Source organism: Amycolatopsis rubida (genome assembly GCF_900115345.1).
In the GTDB taxonomy this organism is placed as follows: Bacteria; Actinomycetota; Actinomycetes; order Mycobacteriales; family Pseudonocardiaceae; genus Amycolatopsis; species Amycolatopsis rubida.
This window is the reverse complement of sequence record NZ_FOWC01000021.1, coordinates 1-14,819: the sequence shown is the minus strand read 5'-3', so window position 1 is coordinate 14,819 and position 14,819 is coordinate 1. Positions and strand designations below refer to the sequence as shown.

The 14,819-nt window shown below is 69.4% G+C and carries 14 protein-coding genes and 1 tRNA gene; 8 read left to right on the top strand and 7 right to left on the bottom strand.

The window, feature by feature from the left end; genetic code table 11:
* Positions 1–57: 57 nt before the first annotated feature.
* The gene (locus BM362_RS41970; RefSeq protein WP_067591152.1) at positions 58–1,269 is read right to left on the bottom strand and encodes an alpha-hydroxy acid oxidase; all 1,212 of its coding nucleotides are present in this window, start codon (positions 1,267–1,269) and stop codon (positions 58–60) included.
* A 194-nt stretch (positions 1,270–1,463) separates the two neighbouring features.
* Entirely contained in the window at positions 1,464–4,259 is a 2,796-nt protein-coding gene (gene aceE / locus BM362_RS41965; RefSeq protein ID WP_067591155.1) for a pyruvate dehydrogenase (acetyl-transferring), homodimeric type, read from the bottom strand.
* A gap of 399 nt (positions 4,260–4,658) precedes the next feature.
* On the opposite strand from aceE, the gene BM362_RS41960 reads away from it, so the two are divergent.
* The 5 genes from BM362_RS41960 to BM362_RS41940 all read left to right on the top strand — a co-directional run bounded on the left by BM362_RS41960 (position 4,659) and on the right by BM362_RS41940 (position 6,671).
* A complete protein-coding gene (locus tag BM362_RS41960; protein WP_067591158.1) occupies positions 4,659–5,093 on the top strand; it encodes a DUF3052 domain-containing protein in 435 nt (144 codons plus the stop codon).
* 55 nt (positions 5,094–5,148) lie between these two features.
* Positions 5,149–5,613 (top strand): peroxiredoxin, encoded by a 465-nt coding sequence (locus tag BM362_RS41955; protein ID WP_067591161.1) that lies wholly within the window; start codon positions 5,149–5,151, stop codon positions 5,611–5,613.
* 43 nt (positions 5,614–5,656) lie between these two features.
* A tRNA-Val gene (locus tag BM362_RS41950) sits at positions 5,657–5,728 on the top strand.
* Between the two features lie 228 nt (positions 5,729–5,956).
* Positions 5,957–6,166: a hypothetical protein gene (locus BM362_RS50170; protein WP_067591164.1), complete on the top strand. Its 210-nt coding sequence runs from the start codon at positions 5,957–5,959 to the stop codon at positions 6,164–6,166.
* A 124-nt stretch (positions 6,167–6,290) separates the two neighbouring features.
* Positions 6,291–6,671 (top strand): hypothetical protein, encoded by a 381-nt coding sequence (locus BM362_RS41940; RefSeq protein WP_143132628.1) that lies wholly within the window; start codon positions 6,291–6,293, stop codon positions 6,669–6,671.
* Between the two features lie 198 nt (positions 6,672–6,869).
* Here BM362_RS41940 and BM362_RS41935 read toward each other — a convergent pair whose 3' ends face one another.
* Positions 6,870–8,054 (bottom strand): aminotransferase class V-fold PLP-dependent enzyme, encoded by a 1,185-nt coding sequence (locus BM362_RS41935; RefSeq protein WP_093576922.1) that lies wholly within the window; start codon positions 8,052–8,054, stop codon positions 6,870–6,872.
* A 45-nt stretch (positions 8,055–8,099) separates the two neighbouring features.
* Between BM362_RS41935 and BM362_RS41930 the strand changes: the two genes are divergently transcribed.
* Both BM362_RS41930 and BM362_RS41925 read left to right on the top strand, forming a co-directional pair.
* Positions 8,100–8,714, top strand: a complete 615-nt coding sequence (locus BM362_RS41930) for a GntR family transcriptional regulator (protein ID WP_067591173.1) — start codon at positions 8,100–8,102, stop codon at positions 8,712–8,714.
* A gap of 4 nt (positions 8,715–8,718) precedes the next feature.
* Positions 8,719–9,480, top strand: coding sequence for a metallophosphoesterase (locus BM362_RS41925; protein ID WP_093576921.1), 762 nt, complete (start codon positions 8,719–8,721; stop codon positions 9,478–9,480).
* Here BM362_RS41925 and BM362_RS41920 read toward each other — a convergent pair.
* The 4 genes from BM362_RS41920 to BM362_RS41905 form a co-directional block, all read right to left on the bottom strand.
* Positions 9,470–11,095: a CocE/NonD family hydrolase gene (locus tag BM362_RS41920; RefSeq protein ID WP_067591179.1), complete on the bottom strand. Its 1,626-nt coding sequence runs from the start codon at positions 11,093–11,095 to the stop codon at positions 9,470–9,472. The two genes, BM362_RS41925 and BM362_RS41920, sit on opposite strands and share 11 nt — an antisense overlap.
* A 150-nt stretch (positions 11,096–11,245) precedes the next feature.
* The gene (locus BM362_RS41915; RefSeq protein WP_093576920.1) at positions 11,246–12,190 is read right to left on the bottom strand and encodes an asparaginase; all 945 of its coding nucleotides are present in this window, start codon (positions 12,188–12,190) and stop codon (positions 11,246–11,248) included.
* Complete coding sequence (locus tag BM362_RS41910) at positions 12,187–13,623, bottom strand: amino acid permease (RefSeq protein ID WP_093576919.1); 1,437 nt, start codon at positions 13,621–13,623, stop codon at positions 12,187–12,189. The genes BM362_RS41915 and BM362_RS41910 overlap by 4 nt, the downstream gene beginning before the upstream one ends.
* Entirely contained in the window at positions 13,620–14,297 is a 678-nt protein-coding gene (locus BM362_RS41905) for a FadR/GntR family transcriptional regulator (RefSeq protein WP_067591226.1), read from the bottom strand. Before BM362_RS41905 ends, BM362_RS41910 begins: the two co-directional genes overlap by 4 nt.
* Positions 14,298–14,688: 391 nt before the next feature.
* Here BM362_RS41905 and BM362_RS50870 point away from each other — a divergent pair.
* Positions 14,689–14,819, top strand: a 131-nt coding sequence (locus BM362_RS50870) for a PHP domain-containing protein (protein WP_143132627.1), incomplete at its 3' end; no start/stop codon positions are given.

The window sequence follows — 14,819 nt, the reverse complement described above, 5'->3', positions numbered from 1 at the left end:
CTGTCACTGAATACCGGATTACGCCGATCGCGCCGGCCGGGGAAGGACGTCGGGGGCTCAGCGGAGCGTGGCGTGGGTGGGGCGCAGGTCGTCCACTCGCCGGACCCCGAGCAGCTGCATCGTGCGGATCATCTCGGTGCGCAGGATGTCCACGCAGCGCTGCACGCCGCGTTCGCCGCCCGCCATCAGGCCGTACAGGAACGCGCGGCCGATCAGCACCGCGTTCGCGCCGCGGGCGAGCGCGGCCACGATGTCGCCGCCGGACAGGATGCCGGTGTCGACCCAGACCTCGGCGCTGTCCTGGATCTCGTCCAGCGTCGCGGGCAGCAGCTCGATCGGCGTCGGGGCGCGGTCGAGCTGACGGCCGCCGTGGTTGGACAGCAGGACCGCGTCCGCGCCGTGTTTCACCACGTCGCGGGCGTCGTCGACGTTCTGCACGCCCTTGATCACGAGCTTGCCCGGCCAGGTCTGGCGCACCCAGTCGAGGTCGTCGAAGTTCAGCGTCGGGTCGAAGAGCTTGTCCAGCAGGTCCGCGACGGTGCCGCCGAAGTGGTTGAGCGACGCGAAGTTCAGCGGCTCGGTGGTCAGCAGGTTGAACCACCACGCCGGGTGCATCGCGCCGTCCGCGAACGTTTTCAGGGTCAGCGCGGGCGGGATGGTGAGGCCGTTGCGGACGTCGCGCAGCCGCTGGCCAGCGACCGGGGTGTCGACCGTCAGCAGGAGCGTGTCGTATCCGCTCTCCCACGCGCGATTCATCAGATCTTCGCCCGCGCCGTGGTCGCGCCACACGTACAGCTGGAACCATTTGCGCGCGTCCGGCGCGGCCGCCGCGAGGTCCTCGATCGACGTGGTGCCCATTGTCGAGAGCGCCATCGGCATGGTGTTGCGCTGCGCCACCCTGGCCACCGCGCGCTCGCCCTCGGTCTGCATCATCCGCGTGAACCCGGTGGGCGCGAACGCGAACGGCAGCGCCGAGCGCGTGCCGAGGATCTCCCTGCTGGTGTCCACATCGGACACTCCACGCAGCACGTTGGGCTGGAATTCCACCCGGCGGTAGGCCTGCCGGGCGCGGCGCAGGCTGTCCTCGAGCTCGGCCGCGCCGTCGGTGTAGTCGAACGCCGCGCGCGGGGTCCGCTTGCGCGCGATCGTCCGCAGGTCGGCGATCGTGTGCGCGGCGGCCAGGCGCCGGTCGGTCGGGTTGAGCACGATCGGCTTCGGCCGCAGGATCTCTTTGAGCTCGCTGGGCCGGGGCAGGCGACGCTGGGTCACGCTCGACCACCTTTCGTCAGGCATCCGGATACATCCGATGTCTACCGTACTGTGCCGATCGTTGCCGATCCGACCGATCCGACCACAGCCACGGTCGCGTGCCGCTGCGCGGCCGGCCTGCTTGTGGCCGGATCAGCACAGCAGGGGCCCCTCCCGGACACTGTCCCGGAGGGGCCCCTGAAATCAAGCGACGGTCACGCGTTGCCGGAGTCGGACGTCTGCGGCCCGGCGGCCGCCACGTCGTCGAGCCGGTAGCGGCGCGCCGCCTCGGCGACCTTCGCCTGGTCGAACTCGCCGCGCTTGGCGAGCGCGGACAGCGCGCCGACGGTGATCGACTCGGCGTCCACCAGGAACTTGCGCCGCGCGGCCGGGCGGGTGTCGGAGAAGCCGAACCCGTCGGTGCCGAGCGTGAGCATGTCGGTGGGCACCCACGGGCGGATCATGTCCGGCACCGCGCGCATCCAGTCCGACACCGCCACGACCGGGCCGGAAACCTCCGACAGCTTCCGCGTGACGTACGGAACCCGCGGCGTCTGGTCCGGGTGCAGCAGGTTCTCGTGGTCGATCTCGACCGCTTCGCGGCGCAGCTCGCCCCACGACGTGGCCGACCACACCGCGGCCCGCACGCCCCACTCCTCGGCCAGTCTCTTCTGCGCCTTCAGCGCGTCCGGCATCGTGACGCCGGAGACCAGCACCTGCACCTCCGGGCCGTCGCCCGCCGGGGCGTCGGAGTACCGGTAGAGGCCCTTCAGGACGCCGTCGACGTCCAGGTTCTCCGGCTCGGCCGGCTGCTGGTAGGGCTCGTTGTAGATGGTGATGTAGTAGAAGATGTTCTCGCCGTTGCCGTCCGGGCCGGTCTCGCCGTACATCCGGCGCAGGCCGTCCTTGACGATGTGGGCGATCTCGAAGGAGTAAGCCGGGTCGTACGCCACGACGGCCGGGTTCGTCGCCGCCAGCAGCAGCGAGTGCCCGTCCGCGTGCTGCAGGCCCTCGCCGGTCAGCGTGGTGCGGCCGGCGGTGGCGCCGAGCACGAAACCGCGGGCCATCTGGTCCGCCGCCGCGTACAGGCCGTCGCCGGTGCGCTGGAACCCGAACATCGAGTAGAAGATGTAGATCGGGATCATCGGCTCGCCGTGCGTCGCGTACGACGTGCCGACGGCGGTGAACGACGCGGTGGACCCCGCCTCGTTGATGCCCTCGTGCAGCAGCTGGCCCTTCTCGGACTCCTTGTACGCCAGCATCAGGCTCGCGTCGACCGAGGTGTAGGTCTGGCCGTGCGGGTTGTAGATCTTGGCGGTCGGGAACATCGAGTCGAGGCCGAAGGTGCGCGCCTCGTCCGGGATGATCGGGACGATCCGCTTGCCGATCTCCGAGTCCTTCGCCAGCTCGCGGATGAGCCGGACGATCGCCATCGTGGTGGCGACCTCCTGCTTGCCCGAGCCCTTGCGGACGCCCTCGTAGACCTTGTCGCCGGGCAGCACGAGCGCCTTGGCGGTCTTCGGGCGGCGCTCCGGCAGGTACCCGCCCAGCGCCTTGCGGCGGCCGCGCATGTACTCGATCTCCGGCGAATCCGGGCCCGGGTGGAAGTACGGCGGCAGCTTCGGGTTCTTCTCAAGTTCCTCGTCGCTGATCGGGATCCGCTGCGCGTCCCGGAACAGCTTCAGGTCGTCGAGGGTGAGCTTCTTCATCTGGTGCGTGGCGTTGCGGCCCTCGAACGACGGGCCGAGGCCGTAGCCCTTGATGGTGTGGGCCAGGATCACCGTCGGCTGGCCGTGGTGCTCCATGGCCGCCTTGTACGCCGCGTACACCTTGCGGTAGTCGTGGCCGCCGCGCTTGAGGTTCCAGACGTCGGCGTCGGACAGGTCCTTGACCAGTTCCTTCGTCCGCGGGTCGCGGCCGAAGAAGTGCTCGCGGACGAAGGCGCCGTCGTTGGCCTTGTAGGTCTGGTAGTCGCCGTCCGGCGTGACGTTCATCAGGTTGACCAGCGCGCCGTCGCGGTCGGCCGAGAGCAGCGAGTCCCATTCGCGGCCCCAGATGACCTTGATCACGTTCCAGCCCGCGCCGCGGAAGTAGGACTCCAGTTCCTGGATGATCTTGCCGTTGCCGCGCACCGGGCCGTCGAGCCGCTGCAGGTTGCAGTTGATCACGAAGGTCAGGTTGTCCAGGCCCTCGCCCGCGGCCACGTGGATCAGGCCGCGCGATTCGGCCTCGTCCATCTCGCCGTCGCCGAGGAACGCCCAGACGTGCTGGTCGGAGGTGTCCTTGATGCCGCGGTCGCGCAGGTAGCGGTTGAACCGCGCCTGGTAGATCGCGTTCATCGGGCCGAGGCCCATCGACACCGTCGGGTTCTCCCAGAACTCCGGCATCAGCCGCGGGTGCGGGTACGACGGAAGGCCGCCGCCCTCGCCCGCGTGGCTGAACTCCTGGCGGAACCCGTCGAGCTGCTGCTCGGTGAGGCGGCCCTCGAGGAACGCGCGGGCGTACATGCCGGGGGAGGCGTGGCCCTGGAAGAAGACCTGGTCGCCGCCGCCGGAGTGGTCCTTGCCGCGGAAGAAGTGGTTGAAGCCGACCTCGTACAGCGCCGCCGACGAGGCGTAGGTGGAGATGTGGCCGCCGACGCCGACGCCCGGCCGCTGCGCGCGGTGCACCATGATCGCCGCGTTCCAGCGGATGTAGCGGCGGTAGCGGCGCTCGATCTCCTCGTCGCCCGGGAACCACGGCTCGTTCTCGGTGGGGATCGTGTTCACGTAGTCGGTCGACGTGAGCGCCGGGACGCCGACATTGCGCTCCCGGGCGCGCTCGAGGATGCGCAGCATCAGGTACCTGGCCCGCTGCTGGCCCCCTCGGGCCAGCGCCTCGTCGAAGGAGTCCAGCCATTCGCTGGTCTCTTCCGGGTCGATGTCGGGAAGGTGCGCCGCGAGTCCGTCACGGATGACGCGTACGCGAGCCGGGGTCTCCTTGCCGGAGGCGCCGTCGTTCTGCGGGGCCAAGGGGTCTCCTTGTAGCTGGTTGTAGCCGTTGTAGCTGGTGGGCGGGAGTGCTCGCCGACGTCCATGGTCGTCCCGGTTGGGGTTCCCGTCACCTGTACTGCCCGGTAACATCGGCCGCCCGAGTGTCGCCACTCCCCGCGCACGGTGTATCGCGCGCGCGTTTTCTCTTCTCCACCCTAAAGGAGGCTCCCCGGGAGAGCTTCGCAGTGGTGGGGTACTGAGTGCCACCCGGAGTCGGGCGAGGCGGCGGCGGGCCCCTACGCTGCAGACACGACTTGCCAAAGATCCGGTGTGGACGGTTGCGCGCAGCGCCGCGTCAGTGTTCGCTGTTCGACATCCGTGTATCCGAGTGCGGCGGACCTACTGCCGCGCTCCGTCGTAGTTGGAGGAGTGAAAGCAGTGGTCGCCGCGGGAGACGCAGGCAGTGCCGGCGTCGCCGAAAGCCTTGGCATCAAGCCGGACATGGTGGTCCAGGAGATCGGCTGGGACGAGGACGTCGACGACGACGTTCGCGCGGCGATCGAGGAAACGATCGGCGGTGAGCTCCTCGACGAGGACGCCCAGGAGGTCATCGACGTCGTGCTGCTGTGGTGGCGCGACAACGACGGAGACCTCGGGGACGCGCTGGTAGACGCCCGCGGTCCGCTGGAGGAGGACGGCGTGATCTGGGTGCTGACCCCGAAGACCGGGCAGCCCGGGCACGTCGAGCCCAGCGACATCGCCGAGGCGGTGCCCCAGGTCGGGCTCGCCCAGACGGCGAACATCAGCGTGGGCCCTGGCTGGCTGGGCACCCGGCTGGTGTCGCCGAAGTCCTCGAAGGCCAAGCAGCGCTGAGGCCGCGATAGGGTGGGCGGCACGCTCGTGTTCGCTCTGGAGAGGAATCGCCGGTATGGCCGTCGAGGTCGGTTCGCAGGCCCCTGACTTCACGCTCAACGACTACAACAAGCAGCCGGTCACGCTGTCGCAGTTCAAGGGCGACAAGCCGGTCCTGCTGGTGTTCTACCCGTTCGCCTTCAGCGGGATCTGCACCGGCGAGCTGTGCCAGCTGCGCGACGAGTTCGGCGACTACGACGGCAAGGGCGTCCAGGTGCTGGGCGTCTCGGTCGACACGCCGTTCTCGCTCAAGGCGTGGGCCGAGGTCGAGGGCTACCAGTTCCCGCTGCTGTCGGACTTCTGGCCGCACGGCGAGGTGGCGCGGAAATACGGCGTGTTCAACGACCAGGCAGGGCTCGCCGTCCGCGGCACCTTCCTGATCGACGCCGAAGGCGTGGTCCGCTTCGCCGAGGTCAACGCGCCGGGCGAGGCGCGCGACCAGGCGGGGTGGAAGAAGGCGGTCGAGGAACTGACTGCCTGATTGTTTTCGTCCGCCGGGGCGGGGTTTCCCCGCTCCGGCGTGCGGGCGCATAGCTCAGCGGGAGAGCACTCGGTTTACACCCGAGCGGTCGCAGGTTCGATCCCTGCTGCGCCCACCGTGGTTGATCTGACCCCATCCGGTGAAAGCTTCACCGGATGGGGTTTGGTCGTTCTCGCACTCGTCGGCTAGCCCGGCCTGAGTGTTTTAAACAATCTGGCGAGGAAGCCCAAGAATTGCTGCCGATATCCGACGAGCCGGGATAGGGCAGTTGTAACAAGCCGTTCTGCCCGGCCGACTCCGCACGTGCTGATGTCGATTCGCGCGTCAGCGAAACCGTCACGCGATGCTGGAGGTTCTCATGCCCTACACCCCGCCGCCGGACTACGGCCACCACCGGCAGGCCGATGCCGAAGCGGCGAAACGGGTCCAGAAGCAGCAGAAGGAGCTGGCGGACCAGCAGAAGCGCGAAGAGGCGGAGCGGAAGCGCCGCCGCCAGGAGGAACAGGCCGCCGAGATGCGCCGCCGGGCGGGGCAGACGCGGCAGGGGCGCTGAGCCGGGCGAGTCACGGTTCGGTCTCTGTCGGCGAATTCGTGTACCAGCTGTTCGGTTCATGCCGACTTGTGCGTCGGGGGTGCCGCAATTCAACCGGAAATTGTTGACCAGAACGGGTGCGGAAATGCCAAGTGACGTCATTCAGGCGAGATCGTCTTTGTCCGCGGGAGATATCGCGCGGGTGTTCCAGAACGCTTTGGGCGGCAGGCGCGTCGTCTTCGGCAAGATCGACCAGGACGACGATCCGTTCGCCGACGTGCTGCGCCAGCCGGTCTTCAGCGCGGTCGCCTCGCACGACAAGAACATCGGCAGCTGGGCGGTGCAGATCTACGTCTACGACGAGGACGACAGCCGCTTGGTGGAAGTGCACGCCGTGTACCACTCGGGCTTCAGCCGGGCGATGGGCGGCACGAAGAACACCTACTCGAAGGCGGCGAGCGTCAAGAACGCCCGGGCGGTGGTCGAAGCGCTGCGCGACTCCGACCCGTCGGCGGCGCTGGTCTAGGAACAAGAGAAGGCCTCCTGGGCCGGGATCCCCCATCGTTCCCGGCCCAAGAGGCCTTCTCGTCCCTCCCCTTGCCCCGTCGGGCCTGCCCCCTCGACAGGCCCGGCCGCAGCGCACTCCGCGGGTGTACGCGAGACAAGAGGCGGTGTCGGCGGTGCTGGATACTGCGTCAAACGGGTGATCTTCCGCGCCGCGAGGTCACCGCGAGAGGACGGCGACCTCGCCGGTCAACCGGTCGATTTCCTCCTCGGTGTTGTAGTAGTGCACCGAGGCGCGCACCAGGTCCGGCAAGCGGCGGGCGGTGAAGTCGTACTGCGCCGACGACGCGTGCGTGACGCTCGTGTTGATCTTCGCCGCGTTGAGGCGGTCCTTGATCTCGTCCGCGGGCAGTCCGTCGACGCTGAAGGTCACGAGGCCGCATTTGCGCGCGCCGGCGTCGTGCACGGTGACTCGGTCCAGGTCGGCCAGGCGGGAGCGCAGGGTCGCGGCCAGGGCGGTGACGCGGTCTTCGATCGCGGGCAGGCCCCACTCGATCGCGTAGTCCACGGCCGCGCCGAGGCCGAGTACGGCGGCGTAGTCGCGTTCCCACACCTCGAATCGCTTGGCGGTCGGGTCGACGACGTACTCGGCAGGGGAGGTCCACTTGGCCGAGTGCAGGTCGAGCATCGCCGGTTCGAGACGGTCGCGCAGTCGCGGGTGCACGTACAGGAAGCCGGTGCCGCGCGGGCCGCGCAGGTATTTCCGGCCGGTGGAGGTCAGGGCGTCGCAGCCGATGCGTTCGACGTCGAGGTCCAGCTGGCCGGCCGACTGGCACGCGTCGAGCAGGAACGGGATGCCTGCCTCGCGGGCGACGGCGCCGATTTCCTCGGCGGGGTTCACCAGGCCGCCCTGCGTGGGGACGTGGGTCACCGCGATGAGCTTGACGTCGGAGTCGATGCGGCGGCGCAGGTCGTCGACGTCGAGCTGGCCGGTTTCGTCGCTGTCCACGACCTCGACGGTCGCTCCGGTGCGGCGCGCGATCTGGAGGTAGGCGATGGCGTTGCTGGCGTATTCGGCGCTCGCGGTGAGAATCCGGTCGCCCGGTCCGAACGGCAGCGCGTAGAAGATCGCCTGCCACGAGCGGGTCGCGTTGTCGCTGAGCGCGATGTCGTCCGGAGCGGCGTTGAGCAGCCGCGCGACCGAGGTGTACACGCCGTTGATGCGGTCCTTGGCCTGTTCGGCCGCTTCGTAGCCGCCGAGCAGGGATTCGGTGCGCAGGTAGTCGATCACCGTGTCGGTGACGCGCGCGGGCGGGAGGGCGGAGCCTGCGTTGTTGAAGTGCGTGACTCCGACGCACCCTGGTGTTTCGTATCGTGCGCGGTCGACATCGAAAGAGCTGGCCATATGAACTGAATACAGTACGGGCGAACTGTGTGCAATACTCCTCGCATGGTCAGAAGACTCCTGCGCGGTGAACTTGTCGAGGAGATCACCGCGCGCGTCCTCGACGGACGGTTTCCCGCCGACACCCGGATCAACGAGGTCCGCCTGGCGAACGAGCTGGGCGTCTCCCGGACGCCGTTGCGCGAGGCGCTCATCGGACTGGCCGACCGCGGGCTGCTCGTCGCCGCGCCCGGCCGCGGCTTCCTGGTCGCGCCGCTCGACCCGCAGGAGGCGCGCCGGCTGTACCCGCTGGTCGCCGAGCTGGAAGCGCTCGCGCTGCGCTGGACGTCGCCGCTGGAGCTCGCCTCGCTGCCGGACGCGCTCGACCGGATCTCCGACGAGACAGCCGATTCCCGCGATCTCCCCGCGGCGGACGACCGCTGGCACGCGCTGCTCACGTCCCGCTGCGGCAACCCGCATCTGCTGCGCTTGATCGAGCAGACAAAACCGTTGCTCAAACGCTACGAGACGGCATACTTCGGCGGGCGGGACCGAGTGGCGGAGAGCGTGGCCGAACACCGCGAGATCGCGGCGGCCTTGCGGGCCGGCGACCTGCCCGGCGCGTCCGCGCTGCTCGTCCGGAACTGGGTGAAAGCGTTGACGTATTTGCAAGGGAGCTGATCCGGTGCGGGTTTTCGCGCATCTGTCCGACATCCACCTCGACGGCAGCGAGCGCGCCGACGCACGGGCCGCCGCGGTGACGCGGTACCTGCGAAACCTCGAAAACCCGGTCGACGCCGTGTTCGCCACCGGCGACATCGCCGATCACGGACTGCCCGAGGAGTACCGTCGCGCGGCCGAACTGCTGGACCTCCCGATGCCGGTGGTGGTCTGCCCTGGCAACCACGACGTCCGCGCGCGGTTTCGCGAGGCGATGCTGGGACAACCGGCCAGCGACGCACCGGTGAACTCCGCGACCAAGGTGGCCGATCTGCTGCTCGTGTCATGCGATTCGACGATTCCGGGCAAAGGCGCCGGCTACCTCGCCGACGAGACGCTCGCCTGGCTGGACGACACGCTCGCCAGCCATGACGGTCCGTCGTTCGTCGCGTTCCACCATCCGCCGCTCGACGTCGGAGTGCCCTTGGTGGACGCGATCCGCCAGACCGGCGAAGACCGCCTCGCCGCCGTGCTGAAGCGGCATCCCGGCATAACGGCGCTGTTGTGCGGACACGTGCACACCGGCGCGGCGACCGAGTTCGCGGGCGTGCCGGTGCGGATCGCGCCGGGCGTGGTGTCCGGCTCACTGCTGCCGGTGGAACCCGGCGCGGAACGCGGCTGGGACGAGGGCGGGCCATTGGACTTCGACAGCCCGCCGTCGCTCCTGCTGCACGTGCTGCACGACGACGGCAGGCTGACGACGCATCAGCGCGCGGTCACCGAGTAAAGACCGGCAGCGTGACCCGCGACGGCCGGGTCTCGTCGTGGAACACCTCGAACCGGTTCGGCGCGCCGCGCACCGCGGACGAAACCCGTTCTCCCGTACCGTGATTGCGCGCGAACCGGGGGAACGCGCCGCCCGCGACCTGAACGCGCAACCGGTGCCCGCGGCGGAAGCGGTACGCGGTCGGGTCGAGTTCCACCTCGGCCCGCACCACTGCGTCGGCACCGGCTTCCGGCACGCCGGGACGCAACCGCAGGATTCCGTCGGTGACGTTGCGCGAGATGCCGCCGGGGTCGACGTCGCACAGCCGCACGTACACGTCAGCGTCGGGCAATTCGGTCCGTACGAACACCGTGGCGGACACGTCGCCGATCACGTCGACGTCGTGCGCCAGCGGTTCGCCGGTGAACACCAGCACGTCGTCGCGCGCCTCGATCTCGGAATTGTCGCGCTGCTTGGACTTTCCCGTCAGCAACGGCCCGCCGACGGCCGGGGTCGGATCCGCCGGGTCGTAGGTGAAGGGCGTGGGCAGTGCCTCGCCGGGCACTGTCTCGCCGAGGCCGCCGACCGGGCGCAGGTGTGCGTGCGTGGGCTCGGAAGCGGGCGGCCACTGGTCGAAATCGAGCCAGGTCGACGCCCGCTGAAGGAAGATCCGCACGGGGGAGCGCTGCAACTGGGTACGGTCGCCGGCGAGGTGCGCGCGCAGGAAGCCGAGCTGGTCTTGGATCAGTGTGCGGAAGCTGGCCGGTTCGCCGTGCGACCACGGGCCGACGGTGATCCGCGGCGACCGTCCGGCGTCCTGCAGCGTGCGGAAGTCCCGCAGCTGCGCGCGGATGAACAGGTCGTACCAGCCGGTGACCATGCTGACCGGCACGTCGAGTTTCGCGACTTCGGCGCTGTGGTCCGACATCCGCCAGAAATCGTCGTCCGGGTCCGCGTGCTCGGTGACGTCCTGGAGGAACCGCACCGGCTTGCCGATCGCCGCCACATCCGCGCCCGCGATCGGCAGGTACGCCATCGCGTTGCGCGTGCGCCGCGTCTGCAGCGGGTTCGGCAGCGCGGCGAACCGCTCCTCCTGCTTCCCGATCAGGCTCGACCAGGACACCATGTTGTCCGCCGCGAGCACCCCTCCCGGATAGAACGTGCTGACGAATTCCGACGCGGTGATCCCGAGGCACATGGCCTCCAGCGGCGGGTCGAGATACGGGCCGACCGCCCATTGGGTGTGGCCGAGGTAGCTCGCGCCCGCCATGGCGATCCGCCCGTCGCACCAGGGTTGCGCGCGCAGCCATTCCGCGGTGGCGATCCCGTCCTCGCGTTCGGTGTGGAACGGGCGGAATTCGCCTTCGGAGCCGAAGGTGCCGCGGGTGCTTTGGAGGACTGTCTGCAGGCCGTGGCGCGCGAAGGTTTCGCCGAAGAGTTTGGCGAGGGGGCCGGTGCGGCCGTAAGGGGTGCGGATCAGGACTACTGGGCCGGTCGTCAAGCCCGCCGGGGTGTAGCGATCGGCTAGGAGGTGTGCGCCGTCCTGCATCGGGACGCGGAGGCCCTCGGCGGCGGCGGGGGCCGGGCCTTCGGCCGCGGGGAGACCGAGCACCCGGTCGACGATTCGGTTCAGCACGTCATCGAACCTACGCGAGTCGCTACCGTTCCGCTCCTGCTGGGAAGTGGTGGCGCCCCGGCTTCGTATCGGGGCGAGGGGGAGGCATCGTCGTTGGTCGTGAGGGGAACCCTGAGGGAATCAGCGTCTGTGAGGGTTCCCCGCACGGACCTAGGCGGCGAGTGCGTCCGTCACCCGGAGTGCGGGGTTGCTGAACGGGGCCAGCAGTTCCGGGCCGACGCCTGCTCGCGCCAGTGCCGCTGCGAGTACCGCTGGGCGGGCTCGGTCGCCGCCGTCGGCGATCTTCAAGGCCACTGCGGTTCCGTTCGGCAACGCGGCGAGCTGCACGGCCTCGAAACCGTCCTTCGCGATCAGTCCCGGCACGGCCCGCATCAGCCGGGTGACGTCGCGCCTGCTTCCTGCCACCAGGTCCGGATGCCGCCGGATTCCGGTGGCCACCAACGATTCCGGCGAACCCTCGGGCGCGGTAGCAATCTGCGAAGCAGCCCTCGCCAGGCCCCGCAGGGAGAGGGCGAACAGGGGCGCGCCGCAGCCGTCCGTGGCCACGCGCGGCACGGTTTGCCCGGTCAGCTCTTCGACGGTTTCCCGGATCGCGCGCTGCAACGGGTGTGCCGGATCGAGGTAGCCGTCGATGTCCCATCGCAGCTCTCGGCAGACGGCCAGCATCGCGGCGTGCTTGCCGGAGCAGTTGTGCGCGAGCCGCGCCGCCTGCCGTCCGCCGGCGATCCAGGCGTCCCGTTCGATCGGGTCGTACGGCAGGTCGGCGGGGTTGCCCAGGTCGGTTTCGGCGAAGCCCCGGCTTGCCAGCACAGCGGCCGCCGCTTCGAGATGCCGCGGTTCGCCGGAGTGGCTGGCCGCGGCGATCGCGAAACCGGACGGGCCGAGGCGCAGTCCGAGCCGGGCCATCGCGGCGGCCTGCAATGGTTTCGCCGTCGAGCGCGGGTACATCGCGACGTCGGGGTCGCCTGCCTCGAACAGCGTCGAACCATCAGGAGAGAGCACGACGACCGAACCGTGGTGCACGCCTTCGACCATGCCCTCGCGCAGAAGATGGACCAGCGGGACGTGCCGCGGTTCGCGTTCCTGCGGGATCACGACGCTTCCGCCTTGTCGAACGCGCTCATGTCGATCCGCTTGCGCACGACGAACCAGCCGGCCACCAGCGCGACGACGATCACCGGCAGCGCCATCAGGGTGATCCGGCCGGTCTTGTCGAAGCCCATCAGCACGACGACCGCGGCGAGGAACGCGAGCGTCGCGATTTCGGTATAGGGCGAGAACGGGAGCCGGAAGCGCGGCCGGGTCGCCTCGCCGCGTTGGGCCTTCCGCACGAACAGCAGGTGGCTGAGCACGATGATCGCCCAGGTGCCGAGGATGCCGACGGCGGCGAAGTTCAGCACGATCTCGAACGCGTCCTTCGGCACCACGTAGTTCAGCCCGACGCCGACCACGCACACCGACGAGGTCAGCAGGATCCCGCCGTAGGGCACCTGGTTGCGGTTCATCACGCCGGTGAACTTCGGCGCGGACCCGGCCAGCGACATCGAGCGCAGGATCCGCCCGGTCGAGTACAGGCCGGAGTTGAGGCTCGACAGCGCGGCGGTCAGCACGACCAGGTTCATGATGCTGTCCGCGCCGGGCACGCCCAGTTTCGCCAGCACGGTGACGAACGGGCTCTGGTCGGCCGAGTAGGCGTCCCACGGCAGCAGCATCGCCAGCAGCACGACCGAGCCGACGTAGAACACCGCGATCCGCCACATGATCGAGTTGATCGCCTTGGGCACGATCTTCTTCGGGTTCTCGGTTTCGCCCGCCGCGACGCCGACCAGTTCGCACGAGGCGTAGGCGAACACCACGCCCTGCACGATCAGGATCATCGGCAGGATGCCCGCCGGGAACACGCCGCCGTGGTCGGAGATCAGCTGCGGGCCGGGCACGTGGCCGTCGATCGGATGTTGCGTCACCAGCAGGACGATGCCGACGATCAGGAACAGCACCAGCGCGGCGACCTTGACGATCGAGAACCAGAATTCCATCTCGCCGAACAGCCTCACCGACACGAGGTTCAGCGACAGCACGACCGCCAGTGCGATCAGCGCGAGCACCCACTGCGGGATCGGCGTGAAGAACGACCAGAAGTGCGCGTAGAGCGCGATGGCGGTGATGTCCGCGATGCCGGTGGTCGACCAGTTGAGGAAGTGCATCCAGCCCGCGACGTACGCGCCCTTCTCGCCCATGAACTCGCGCGCGTAGGACACGAACGCGCCGGACGACGGCCGGTGCAGGATCAGTTCGCCGAGCGAGCGCACCACGAAGAACGCGAAGAGCCCGCACACCGCATACACGATCGCGAGCGCCGGACCGGCCTGCGCGAGCCGTCCGCCCGCGCCGAGGAACAGGCCGGTGCCGATCGCGCCGCCGATGGCGATCATGGTGATGTGCCGGGATTTCAGCGCCTTGCGGTATCCGGCGTCGCCCGCGTCGGCGGGACCCGCCTCGGCAGCCGCGGGCAGGGTTTCTTCAGTCACGCGGTGGTACCTGTTTCTGCTTCGCCGGCGCGCGCCGGTCGTACGATCGTGGTCAGGGTCTTCTCGACGTGATCGAGATGTTCGGTCATCGCGGCCGCCGCCGCGTCTTCTTCGCCTTCGGCGATCGCCGTGACGATGCGCCGGTGCTCGACGTTCGACTGGGTGCGCCGTCCGCCGAGGTGGTTCAGGAACGCGGACTGGCGGGCCAGCGCGTCGCGGATCTCCTCGATCACCTTCGCGAACACCGGATTGCCTGATGCCCGTGCGATCGTGACGTGAAACTGTGAGTCGAGCGCCACCCAAGCGGCGTCCGCGGTCTCGGCGTCCATCCGGTCGACGAGATCGGCGAGCCGGGCGAGCTGGTCGGCGTCGCGGCGGCGGGCGGCGTAGGCGGCCACCGGAACCTCGACGTGCCTGCGCACCTCGACCAGGTCGCGGGCCGAGTAGTCGCCGAACGTAGGGTTCTCCGGCGGGCCGCTCGCGGTGACGAACGTGCCGCGGCCGGTGCGCGAAACGGTCAGCCCGAGCGCCTGCAGCCCGCGCAACGCCTCGCGCACGACCGATCGGCTGACCTCGAACTCCCTGCTCAGCGCCGCCTCCGACGGCAGCTGGTCGCCGACGGCGTACTCGCCGTGCTCGATCGCCTGCCGCAGATGGCCGAGGACGGCTTCCATCGCGCTGACGCGCCGGGGGAGCGGTCCGGCTGCCCGGCTGTCAGACAGGTTCACGCGACGGATCGTCGGTTCCGGCCCGGCCGCTGTCAAGCGGAGCCATGGTCCCTTGCTCGGCGGTTGTGGGCTGGTTCACGCTCCCGGGTGACTCTGGACGGTCCGGCTGTCCGAGGCCCCGGTTTTGTCGGTGCCGGGTGCGACCGTGTCCGGGTACTGAGGGGCGCACCGGCGATCACCACGCCGAACGCGCCCGGCGCGTCGCAGCCGCGCTCGGCCTACGGAAGAGAGAGGATCCAGACGGAACGCTCGGACCGCGGCGGACTAGGGTGGGCAGCCCGGGCCCGCCGCGTCGACCGGAGCCGGGAAGCCGTCTGCCTAGGGGAGGTTTTCGCTGGTGTCGAACGATTCTTTCGTCCACCTGCACGTCCACACTGAGTATTCGATGTTGGACGGTGCGGCGAAGATCGGGCCTTTGTTCGCGGAGGCGGCCCGGCTGGGGATGCCCGCGGTGGGGATGACTGATCA